General features: G+C 61.5%; 9 protein-coding genes. 4 read left to right on the top strand and 5 right to left on the bottom strand.

Features of this window, described 5'->3' with window-relative positions:
• Positions 1-6 precede the first annotated feature (6 nt).
• Complete coding sequence (locus tag LB555_RS05700; RefSeq protein WP_224682425.1) at positions 7-1,554, top strand: leucyl aminopeptidase; 1,548 nt, start codon at positions 7-9, stop codon at positions 1,552-1,554.
• A gap of 9 nt (positions 1,555-1,563) precedes the next feature.
• A complete protein-coding gene (locus LB555_RS05695) occupies positions 1,564-2,013 on the top strand; it encodes a DNA polymerase III subunit chi (RefSeq protein WP_141907129.1) in 450 nt (149 codons plus the stop codon).
• Between the two features lie 143 nt (positions 2,014-2,156).
• On the opposite strand, the gene LB555_RS05690 is transcribed toward LB555_RS05695, so the two are convergent.
• Together LB555_RS05690 and LB555_RS05685 are read right to left on the bottom strand one after the other, a co-directional pair.
• Positions 2,157-2,675 (bottom strand): DUF995 domain-containing protein, encoded by a 519-nt coding sequence (locus LB555_RS05690; RefSeq protein ID WP_015318492.1) that lies wholly within the window; start codon positions 2,673-2,675, stop codon positions 2,157-2,159.
• 130 nt (positions 2,676-2,805) lie between these two features.
• Positions 2,806-3,729, bottom strand: a complete 924-nt coding sequence (locus tag LB555_RS05685; RefSeq protein ID WP_140717925.1) for a glycoside hydrolase family 26 protein — start codon at positions 3,727-3,729, stop codon at positions 2,806-2,808.
• A gap of 606 nt (positions 3,730-4,335) precedes the next feature.
• Between LB555_RS05685 and LB555_RS05680 the strand changes: the two genes are divergently transcribed.
• Both LB555_RS05680 and LB555_RS05675 read left to right on the top strand, forming a co-directional pair.
• Positions 4,336-6,216: a glycosyltransferase family 2 protein gene (locus LB555_RS05680; protein ID WP_224682424.1), complete on the top strand. Its 1,881-nt coding sequence runs from the start codon at positions 4,336-4,338 to the stop codon at positions 6,214-6,216.
• Positions 6,217-6,536: 320 nt separating this feature from the next.
• Positions 6,537-6,959, top strand: coding sequence for a hypothetical protein (locus tag LB555_RS05675; protein WP_224682423.1), 423 nt, complete (start codon positions 6,537-6,539; stop codon positions 6,957-6,959).
• 319 nt (positions 6,960-7,278) lie between these two features.
• On the opposite strand, the gene LB555_RS05670 is transcribed toward LB555_RS05675, so the two are convergent.
• The 3 genes from LB555_RS05670 to LB555_RS05660 form a co-directional block, all read right to left on the bottom strand.
• A complete protein-coding gene (locus tag LB555_RS05670; protein ID WP_210241783.1) occupies positions 7,279-8,280 on the bottom strand; it encodes a glycosyltransferase family 2 protein in 1,002 nt (333 codons plus the stop codon).
• A gap of 44 nt (positions 8,281-8,324) precedes the next feature.
• A complete protein-coding gene (locus tag LB555_RS05665) occupies positions 8,325-9,251 on the bottom strand; it encodes a lysylphosphatidylglycerol synthase domain-containing protein (RefSeq protein WP_140664664.1) in 927 nt (308 codons plus the stop codon).
• A 181-nt stretch (positions 9,252-9,432) separates the two neighbouring features.
• On the bottom strand, positions 9,433-11,058 hold the full coding sequence (locus LB555_RS05660; RefSeq protein WP_224682422.1) for an ArnT family glycosyltransferase: 1,626 nt from the start codon (positions 11,056-11,058) through the stop codon (positions 9,433-9,435).
• Positions 11,059-11,192: the final 134 nt, after the last annotated feature.

Genomic DNA, 11,192 nt, shown 5'->3' with positions numbered 1-11,192 from the left:
GACATGATGAACCCGAGACCGTCGATCGCCTTTGCGAAATTCGCCGCGCCCCAGGCGGCGGCGAGCAGGAAGGGCACGGTCTTCGTGCTGTCGGCGGATAGTGGCGGCCTGAGCGATGCGGCCAGGGCTTACGATCCGGGCAAGACGCTGGATCGGGCTTTCCCGATCGCCGAGTTTACCGGCAAGCTCGCCGGCATCGTTGAAATCCTGGCGCCGGAAACGACGTCGCTCGACAGGTTGGTCGCGATCGGCGCCGGCAAGATCGCGGGGCTCGACGAATATGCCTGGCTGAAGCTCGGCGGCACCATTGCGGCATCGCTGCGCAAGGCAACCGACGTGGCCGTGGTGCTCGACCTGGCCGGCGCTTCGCCCGATGGCAAGGATGCCGCGAACCTCGCGGCGGGCATTCTTTTGCGCAGCTATTCCTTCGACAAGTACAAGACCAGGAAGGATAAGGACGACGGCCAAGGAGGCGGCCAGGGGGGCGGCCAAGGGAACGGTAAGCCCGATCCGAAAAAGCCGGTCAAGGTGACCATCCATACCGCCGACCCCGCAGGCGCCAAGAAAGCTTTCGCCGATGCCGAGGCGGTGATCGACGGTGTGCTTCTGGCGCGCGATCTCGTCAACGAACCGGCAAACGTGCTGGGACCTGTCGAGTTCGCCGCCCGCGCCAAGGAACTCGAGGCACTCGGCGTCAACGTCGAGATCCTGACCGAGAAGGAGATGAAGAAGCTCGGCATGGGTTCGCTGCTCGGCGTCGCGCAAGGCTCGCCCCGGGGCGCCCGCATGGCGGTCATGCAGTGGAACGGCGGCAAGCCGAAGGACAGGCCCGTCGCCTTCGTCGGCAAGGGTGTCACATTCGATACCGGCGGCAATTCGATCAAGCCGGCCTCGGGCATGGAGGACATGAAGGGCGATATGGGCGGGGCTGCCGCCGTGACCGGGTTGATGCATGCGCTCGCCGCGCGCAAGGCCAAGGCCAATGTCGTCGGCATCATCGGGCTTGTCGAAAACGCGGTCGACGGTCATGCCCAGCGCCCCGGCGACATCGTCACCTCCATGTCCGGACAGACCATCGAGGTGCTCAACACCGACGCGGAGGGGCGCCTCGTTCTGGCCGACGCGCTGTGGTACTGCAACGACCGCTTCCAGCCGAAATTCATGGTCAACCTGGCAACGCTGACCGGCGCCATCATGGTTGCGCTCGGCCTGCATTATGCCGGCCTGTTCTCCAACGACGACGAACTGGCGCAAAGGCTGACCGCGGCCGGACAGTCAACGCAGGAACGGCTGTGGCGCATGCCGCTCGGCGCTGAATACGACAAGCTGATCGATTCCAAGAACGCCGACATGAAGAACATCGGCGGCCGCTACGGCGGCGCGATCATTGCCGCGCAGTTCCTGCAGCGCTTCGTCAAGGACACGCCCTGGGCGCATCTCGATATTGCCGGGACCGCGATGGGCTCGCCGTTGAACGAGATCAACCAGTCCTGGGGTTCGGGTTTCGGCGTTCGGCTGCTGGACCGACTGGTGCGTGATCACTACGAGAGCTGACGTTCGTCCATGGCCGATGTGCTGTTCTACCATCTGACCGAATCGACGCTGGAGGATGCGCTGCCGGGCCTGCTCGAGCGCAGCGTCGATCGCGGCTGGCGCGCCGTGGTGCAGACCGGCACCGAGGAGCGGCGCGACGCGCTCGACCAGCATCTGTGGACTTTCCGCGACGATTCTTTCCTGGCGCACGCGACCGATCGCGAAGCTTATCCCGGTGAACAGCCAATCCTGTTGACCACCGGCGAGGGCAATCCCAACCAAGCCAAGATCAGGTTCCTCGTAGACGGCGCGGCTCCGCCCGACCTCGGCGGCTATGAGCGTGCGGTGTTCCTGTTCGACGGCCATGACGCGGCCCAGGTCGAGATGGCCCGGGCGCATTGGAAGACGATGAAGGACGCCGGCCACGCCGTGACCTACTGGCAGCAAGCCGCGGACCGCCGCTGGGAGCGCAAGGCGTAGAGCAATTCCACGGAAAGTGTGGACCTATCCCGGGAAAAGCGCGCAGCGCCTTGCCTGGCGAATTGCGCTAGAACGAAGAGCAGTTCGACGTTCGCCTGGAACGATGAACAACTCCAGCCCGGCGGCTTTCGCGGATGACGGTTCTAAAGCCTTGCCTTGATCCGTGTCTGTTTCCTGGTGACGTAGTCGCCGTATTTCAATTTCGCGGACTCGTCCGACCGGTTCCGATGCGAACTCCTGAAAACGTACCACTCGCCATCAGGCGACTTGCGCTTGTAGATCGCCTTGCCGGTCTGGCGATGCTCGAAGCAGGTCATTGAGCCCTTCACGCCCCAGGAGCCGTGCCATTGCGCGCGGTAGCACAACTTGCCGCCGCCGGGGATGAACCATATCCCGTCGCCATAGCCCGGCTGGCCCTTTTCCGTCGACCAGGCGTTAAATTGCCGCTGCCTGACGGCAAAGAACGCGGCCCCGTGATTGCCCCACATCCACGAACGGTTCTGATAGATCTGGTAGACGCCTTCGTCGGGCACCACGGCGCCCTTTTGCGCCTGCTCGGCGATTTTGGCCGCTGTCTTGGCTGTCGCGGGGACCTGTAAGGCAAGAACAAGAACGGAGCAGGCGAATGCCGCTCCAAGACAATTACCCAGCACTCGTTTCACGGAACTACTCCACGGACTGATTCACGCCACGCCTCATCCATCATGCCGAAACGCTGGTTCGCATGGATGGCAAACAAACAGAAGATGGAGATCCATCCCGATCGTGTCGGGACGCATCGGGACGACGCGTCTACGGCAGGACGTGCTGGGTCACCCTCCAGTCGGGCAGACCATAGCCCCCCAGCCACGGCCACACTTCCTTCTGGTTGAAGTAGACAACTGAAGTCAGCGCCGGGAACTCCGCATAGGACTTGCGAGAATCGTCCTGCCACTTCGAAACATAGTCCTGCTTGCCGACATAGCCGAGTTCCGCCACCACGATCGGCTTGTTGAACCCCGCAACGCGATCATAGCCTGGCTTCAGCAACTCGGCGAACGTACGGTCGTGACCGGCCTCGTCGTTGTCCTTTTTCTGCAGGCCGAACACCGACAGGCCGATCACGTCGACATAGTCGTCACCAGGGTAGTATTTTTCCAAGCCTTCATCGCCTTTGGGCGACCACATATATTTGGCCGTGGGGGCGGCCTTGCGGCAGACATCGACTTCGCGCTTGTAAGCGGAAATCCAGTCCTTCGGTGCCCAGTTGGCCCAGGTGAAGCGACCGTTCTTGTCTTCCATTTCCTGCGCCCAGCGAATGGTCACCGGGCTTTTCATCTGTCCCACCAAGCCGCAGATCGCCTGCATATTGGCATCATATCTGCCGCCCAATATGCCGTCTCGCAGCTCGGGCGGGGTGATGCGCCAGTCCTTCGACCAGGTCCACGGCTCGATCGTGATCAACAGCGAGCGCCCGCGCTGCTGGGCATAGGCATCGGCCAGAGGCAGCGTCGATAAATCGACGTCTTCCCAAGGCAAGAACAGTTCCTCGATGCTGGCGGTCTTGTCATTGGTGAAATCGCCATACGGATCGTACGAGCCGAATGCCGACGCGGCGCTGCTCGTCTGAACGGGGTCCGTCACGGGGACGGAGCCGGCGCCTCCCGCCGTGGGGAACGCGGCGCTTCCGCCCAAAACCAGCGTGACTACAAGCGCATTTGCTGCGGAGCGTTTCATTGTTTGCCTCCCAAGGCCCGACTTCCTGCGGAAGCCAAGGCTTCGCCCGGCGCGTCGATGCCTGATCGACACGCCTATCCAACACCCATCGGCTCTATTGGCGTAATCTGCGGGATTTCGGAGCGACCATTGGCGAGTGTGCGAACTTGGCACGGACCCACCCAAAATTATCCCTCAAGGCTCCGATACTGAAGAGCTTCAGAGAGAAAGTTCGCCGCGATACTCACAAATTCGCGTCAACATCCCGATATATCATCCCTAGCTAATTTAAGAGCCGGTCGGGGCCAAGAGTCAAGCACAATTAACGGTTGCTTAACCTTGGCGCCCGCAACGTGGTTAACGCTGCTTGTCCTCATGGGGACCAGCCCCCTCTCGGTGAATTCCTCAACGCAAAACGTCCGGCTTGCCTGTCCAGCGCTGGTCGGGCGCACGCGACCGCCGGATCGGCCCGGCGCTTCAAAGGCGCTAGGTTAACCAGTTCCCAAGAAGCATAGTTAAGAAGCTCTTAATTTAGTTGACTCTAATAAATTTGCGATGGATTCTGGCGCCGGGGTTGAAGGCTGTCGGCCGTCTTCGGCTGACGCTTAGAGTGGCGGCGGTACGTGTATGAGTTTTTCCGCGGACGTAGCGACCATCAGCGGTAAGAACAGGCCGAAACGCCGGTCTCGGGCGGCTCTGGCCAAGGCGGCGCAGAAGGGCCCTTTTCTGGTTCCCGTCCTGTCTGCCGCTCAGCAATGGATCCTGAGGCTGGCGCTGGCATTCTGGTTCGTCACGCTCGGTTTTTTCTGGATCTGGTGGCTAAGGCCCGAGCATGTCGAGTACATCGGGCCATACGCCTTCGCGACGACGGTGCTGGCCTGGCTGACGCTGATGCCGATGTATTTCCTGTTATTCGTGCTTGTGTCGAAAAGGCCGTCCAAATTTTACACGATCGCTGCGAGTTCGAGGGTGGCGATGGTGGTGACGAAAGCGCCATCCGAACCGTTTTTCGTGGTTGCGCGCACGCTCGAGGCGATGCTTGCGCAGGATTATCCCCACGACACCTGGCTTGCCGACGAAGACCCTTCCGAGGAGACGATCGCATGGTGCGAGGCGCGAAACATCCAGATATCGACGCGGCGAGGCCGGGAAGACTATCATCGCAAGACCTGGCCGCGCCGAACCCGTTGCAAGGAAGGCAATCTCGCCTTCTTCTATGATCACTACGGCTATGAACGCTACGACTTCGTCGCCCAGATGGACGCCGATCACGTGCCGACGCAGACCTATCTGCGCGAGATGCTGGCGGCCTTCGCCGACCCCGCTGTCGGCTACGTCTCCGCGCCGAGCATTTGCGACAACAATGCCGCCGAGAGTTGGTCGGCCCGCGGCCGACTGTTCGTGGAGGGAATGCTGCACGGCCTGCTGCAGTCGGGCTATACGAGCGTCGGAGCGCCACTGTGCATAGGCTCGCACTATGCAGTGCGCACCGCCGCATTGAAGCAGGCGGGCGGGCTTGGCCCAGAACTGGCCGAAGACCACTCGACCTCCATGCTGATCAACGCGGGGGGCTGGCGCGGCGTGCATGCAATCGACGCCATTGCGCACGGTGATGGCCCACAGACTTTCGCCGACCTCGTCACTCAGGAATTCCAGTGGTCGAGGAGCCTGACCACCATCCTGCTCGAATACTCGCCCATGTATCTCTCCAAGCTGAGGTTGCGATTGAGGTTGCAGTTCGTTTTCTGCCAGCTTTGGTACCCGCTGTTCGCACTGCTCGCGCTCTCCACGTATCTCATGCCGATCTACGCGCTGTTTTCTGGCCGGAACTTCGCCAATGTGACGTATCTGGATTTCATTCTCCACTACGCGCCGAGTTCGGTTACGCCGATCGTCTTGGTGATGATGTTGAAGGCGTTCGCGCTCTCACGACCGGTAACGGCCAAGGCACTCAGCTGGGAAGGCATGCTGTTTCATTTCTTCGCGCGCTGGCCGTGGGTGCTGGCGGGCACGCTGTCGGCCGTCCGCGACTATCTGACCAAATCGTTTGTCGATTTTCGCGTCACACCGAAGGGCCGCGGCCCGAAGGATCTCCTGCCGGTTCGTGTCGTCATCCCCTATGTGGCGCTTGCCGTCGGTGCGTCGTTGCCCGTGCTCCTTGTACAAAATCCGCAGAGCGCCACGGGTTTTTACTGGTTCGCCGCGTTCAATGCAGCTTTATATAGCCTGCTGACTATCGTGATCATTGCCAAGCACGTCACCGAGAACAAGATTTCCCTGCGGCCAAGTATCGGCAAATTTGTCTTGCAGGCTTCGCTCGCCGGCGTGGCTTTAACGGCTCCGCTCGCGGGTTTTTACGGCCGCGGCCTGGAGGGCATTTACGGACTGCAGCAGGGTGCCGGCGCCGTTCATCTCGTCAAGATGGCTTTCCCAGTTTCGGGCGCCGGCATGGGCGAAATCGGCGCCCGCAATTTCTACTTCGATCCAGGTTGGGAAACGCAGCGCTGAGCGTCCCCTAACACCTGCAACAGCCCTTCGACTCTGCCAGCCTGAGCGCCGATCGCCGTCGTTGCCACCGGTGCGGAGGCTTCGTTTGCCGAAGCACCCCACGCGCCCTGCCTGGCTCCGATCCAATCAATCGAATTTTCATCATATTCGAACGAACACCGAAAGACTGTGTTCATTATGCTGTTTGCACGAATTTTAATAAGTTCGTTCTAATATACGTATGCAGATTGAGTGGCGATGATCACTTAAAAAGTGCGGAAAGAAGCCGACTATAAAGTATATCACCCGCACATAACCGAATTATGTTTAAGGGTAGAGAGATGCAGATGAACAGGGTTATGGAACATTTGGCCAACAACGGCAAAAAATATACCTGTGCTGTTGCTGCTTTTGTGCTCGTCTCGATGGTGTCCGGCTGCCAGACCATGGATACAACCAAGACCGGCTCGATCAACGGGCGAACCATCGACTACGGGTTCGGCAAAATGGCCCATCACGCTGGGAAGGTCCATCACGTCAAGACAAAGCTTCTCTACCGCAAACCGCTTGCACAGATGAGCGTCGTGACGCGTACCAGGGAGGAGGCCTACGCGGCCTTCGTGCGGCCGCAACGGATTGATAGGCCGGCACCGGTGAAGGTTTCCTACAGCCCGGGCAATGGCGGTCAGTTCCTGGGGCATTCGCCCTGGATTTGCGGCCCGAGCGGTTTCGGCCAGCGCGCCAGCTGCCGTTCGCGTTACTAGAGCATTGGATCTAAATGCACGTCGCCCGGAAGTGTCCTCGGTTCCGGGGCAACGACATGCATAAAATCAGAATGCATGTCGCCCGGAAGTGTGCTCGGTTCCGGGACAACGACATGCAGATCAGAAGCTTAAAGCAGGTCGGGCGAATCCTATTCGCCGCGACATGTGTAAGTGGCGGTGCCTGACCGAGGGCTGCCACCGAAGTCTTCGCTGGGGGCGCGAGTCGAGGGCGAGAGGTGGGCGCAGGGTTGCGCCTTATCTCTTGCCCTTCGACCGCCACGGGCTCGTGGCCATGAATATCCCTGGCGTTCCGATCTCCTCATGAAGGCCGGCTCGGGCGGAGCCAGCCGTCATCGTCGCCGGGCGCCGGCCGTGGCCGCGCGACATAGGCCGATGATCCGTTTGCCTCGTGATAGACGCGGGCCAGCATTTCCGCCAGCACGCCCGACGTCACCATCTGCACTCCGGCGATCAGCAGAAAGAAGCCAGTGAACAGCATCGGCCGTGTTCCGATGTCTTGCGCGAAAAACAGCTTCAGGCAAAGCAGATAGGCAAGTATCAGCGAACCCAGCGCGCCAAGCGCGATGCCGATGCCACCGAAGAAATGTCCGGGCCGTGTGCGATAGCGCATGAAGAAATACATGAACACCAGATCGAGCACGACCCTGAAGGTGCGCGAAATGCCGTATTTGGACTGGCCGTGGATGCGGGCATGATGCGTCACAACCTCCTGCGCGATGCGTCTGGGGGTCGTCACGGTAGCCAGCCATGCCGGGATGAAGCGGTGCATCTCACCATAGAGCTTGACGCTGCGGATGACGCTGCCGCGATAGACCTTGAGGCTGCAGCCATAGTCCTTGAGGCGCACGCCGGTGACGCGCGCGATCAGCGCATTGGCGATACGCGAAGGGAGCCTGCGCATCAAAAGCCCCTCCTGACGGTCCTTGCGCCAGCCGACCACCAAGTCGAGATCCTCGCTCAGCAGGCGGTAGACCATGCGCGGGATGTCGAAGGGATCATTTTGCAGGTCGCCGTCGATCGTGGCGATGACATCGCCGCGCGCCGCGTCGATGCCGGCCTGCATCGCGGCGGTCTGCTTGTAATTGCGCACGAGTTCGACCGCATGCACATGCGGGCCATAATGCGCAGCCAGGCGCCTGATCTCGCTCACCGTCGCGTCGGTGCTGCCGTCATCGACCAGCACGACCTCCCACGGCTGCTCGTAGCGTTCCATCGCCTGGTGAATCCGCGTCAGCAGCGGCTCGACGTTTTCGGCCTCGTTGTACATGGGCACGACGATGGACAGCGTATGGTCCGGCATCACCGCGCCATCAGGCAGCCCCGAAGCAGGGATGGGCAATATGTTCATTGGGATGGCTTCCTTGCAGGTCCGACGGCCGGAGTCCCTGGCAGCGTCGATTTCGAGGGAAACAGCCAGGCTATAGCGCCGGTGGCGATAGCCGAGCAGAAGATGAACAGGTGCAGCGCCAGTGCCGCCTGCAGACCGCTCTTCATCGCAATTCCGGATGTGAGCAGCGCCGCCGCCGCTCCCGCTTCATAAGTGCCGAAGCCGGCGACGCCTTGCACCGGCAATATTGCGGCGCCTTCGGCCCCGACGACGCCTGGAAAGGCCGTCGTGAAGGATGTTCCCAGTATCAGGGCCAGCAGCCATCCCTGCACGGCGAGCTTCAGCGACCAGTTGGCGATCGTCCACCACCAGCCGTAACGCGAGCGCCCGGTCGCCTCGGTGAAGGTGTCGCGCAGCAGGCCGAGCTTCGCCACGATCCTGCCGCGTCCGGCCCAGTCATGCGGCGCGCGCGCCCAGCGCGGCAGGTACCAGGCGGCAGCGATCAAGGCGGCGATCCCAGCGATCTTTATCGCCGCATGCAGGCCCGGCCATACCGCCAGCGCCAGCACGCCGACGACGAAAGCGTCCTGCAGCCTGAACCACAGCAGCGAGGCGCTGGCGCGCATGATCGGCACGCCGAAGACCTGGCGCAGGAGCAAGGGAAAGGCCGTCTCGCCGCCCCGGAAGGGTACGACGTTGATCATCGCATTGTGGATCAGAATGACGCGCAGGCAGGCTCCGAAACGGCCATTCACCTCGTCGCGGAACTCGTCGCAGACGCGTAGCGCACGCAAGACATAGGTGACGAAAAAGGCGATCGTCGCCACCGCGAACGTAGCTGGCGTGATGCGGTCGAAGGCATCGCCGACCGTCCGCCAGCGCGAGTCGCTTGCCAGCCAGGCCAGCAGGGCCAGCGTCACGATTATCGAGATTGCTCTTTTCAACCAATTCTCCGCCGGTTTTCACCACCGAGTTTCAGCGGTGGCATCGTGGCGAATGAACGTCCAAGACGTCATCCTGGGGCAGTTCGCCTGGCCCACCGCCTTGCCGGCCTTCCGCGGGGCGGATGCGTGGCCGCTGAGCCGTCGGGCCATATCCTGTCAAGGCCCACAGCTGTCGCAGCTCTCATGGACGGGTGATCCTATAGACCAGCAAAGCATCCGAATCCACAAGCTTGGTTGCGGTCTTGTCCAGATAGTCGACGACCCCCCCATGATGCTCGATGAACAACTGGTCCTGATTGTCGGCAGCGTTCTTGGCCGTGCCGAACAGATCCGCGCCTTGACCGCGCAACTCCTCGAGCTGAGCGATCGCGGTGGCGTCGTCCGCGACGAATTTCGACCATTCGACATCGCCTCCGCCAGGCGGGAACACCCAGCCGCGTGCCCTGCTGTAGTAGACGGCGACGGGATCGCCGACCTCCGGCGCGATGGCCACGACGAGGTCGCCCGGTTGCGCCAACCGCGCCAACTCCTCGCCGAGCAGCTTGCCGTTCATCGCGACCGGCGCCTTCATTGTCCTCACGAGAGGAAAGGTCGACCACACGAGGGTCACGACAACGATACAGATCGAACGCAGCACGACCGGCGACAGAACGGTTCCCGATGCAAACGTTGCCAGAAGAAGCGCGCCGCGGCCGCAGAACATCGCGAACGGCACATGGAAAATGTGGTAATTCCAGGGGTTGCTGGTGATTTCGCGCGCCGCCGCCAGGTAGACGATCATGGCCGCACCCAGCCAAATATAGGGAATGGCCGAAAGGGTGCGCTGCGTCGGGTCTTCGGCGGGTCCGGGCGGTATCCAGAAACCGACCGCGATCAGCGCCATGAACGGATAGCCGTAGAACCACCAGACAGAGGTGTTCCACACGGATTTGAAGTAGAAGCCATCATTGACGAACGTCCACAATCCGGAGTTCCAGATGTAGCCGCTGCCCGCGACGTGATAGGGTGGATAGCTGCGGCCGAGATAGATGGCCCAGCTGAAATAGGCGCCGATGATGGCCAGGCTCAAAAATCCCCACAGGAAGACCTCGGCCGCCTGCCGTCGTTTCTTCTGCAGAATCCAGCGCACCATCAGGTAGAAGATGACGGCGCCCGCCGCCACGCCCGGCGGCTTTGCCAGCGCACCGAGCGTGAAGCTGACGGCGGCGAGCGGCAAAAGCCATCGGCTGCCGCCAGCCCAGTATTTGGCGAACAGCCAGACGCCTGTTGTTACCAGTGCCAGCATCGACGGATCGGGCAGGAACGAGCTGTCGATCATGATCGCCGCCGGCATCAGCGCGTAGGCGAGCGCCGCCGCATGGGCATGCGTTTGGCCCCAGCATAGCGCCGTCAACCTGTGCAGCGAAAACACCGTCACCAGACCGAAGAAGGCCGCAGCCACGCGGCCAAACCAGTCGTGCCAGCCGAAGAGTTGGTAGAGCAGGGCGGTCAGATAGCTGACGATCTGGAACTCGCGGCCCTGATAACTCGGGCCGGGTCCGGTCCAACTCACCTCCGGGAAGAAGATGTTCCCGCTGCGCTGTTGAAAATTGTCGGCCATCATTGCCGTGCTTGTCTCGCGCCAGCTGAAAGCGTCGACCAGCGGCAAGGTTATGTTGTGGAACCTGAACACGACCGCGATGAACAGGATCCCCAGCAAGATCGCCGTGTCGAGGTTCAGGTAATTGCGAGCAGCCGGGTCCCGAGCGATCGGCTGCTGCAGGTATTGCTGAACCTCGGCCTGATTCAATTCCGGATCGTCGCCCATTTGGAACCGCGTCCTCTCTGACGTCTGCGGATGTTGCTTTTGCGCGCGATTGTCAAAGGCGAGGGAGTATACGACGCAATCCTTAATTTTGGCGACAGCGGGCGCCGCGAAAGTTGACATCGCAGCTCCCGCGG

The organism is Mesorhizobium sp. BR-1-1-10, from assembly GCF_020165595.1.
Taxonomy (GTDB): Bacteria; Pseudomonadota; Alphaproteobacteria; order Rhizobiales; family Rhizobiaceae; genus Mesorhizobium; species Mesorhizobium australicum.
Note: the sequence above shows the minus strand (reverse complement) of the source record. Positions and strands in the feature narration are given on the sequence as shown.

Coding starts and splice junctions, on each gene's coding strand:
- LB555_RS05695 (WP_141907129.1), top strand. CDS start 1,564: ATGGCCGATGTGCTGTTCTACCATCTGACCGAATCGACGCTGGAGGAT.
- LB555_RS05685 (WP_140717925.1), bottom strand. CDS start 3,729: ATGAAACGCTCCGCAGCAAATGCGCTTGTAGTCACGCTGGTTTTGGGC.
- LB555_RS05675 (WP_224682423.1), top strand. CDS start 6,537: ATGCAGATGAACAGGGTTATGGAACATTTGGCCAACAACGGCAAAAAA.
- LB555_RS05670 (WP_210241783.1), bottom strand. CDS start 8,280: ATGCCGGACCATACGCTGTCCATCGTCGTGCCCATGTACAACGAGGCC.
- LB555_RS05660 (WP_224682422.1), bottom strand. CDS start 11,058: ATGGGCGACGATCCGGAATTGAATCAGGCCGAGGTTCAGCAATACCTG.
- LB555_RS05700 (WP_224682425.1), top strand. CDS start 7: ATGAACCCGAGACCGTCGATCGCCTTTGCGAAATTCGCCGCGCCCCAG.
- LB555_RS05680 (WP_224682424.1), top strand. CDS start 4,336: ATGAGTTTTTCCGCGGACGTAGCGACCATCAGCGGTAAGAACAGGCCG.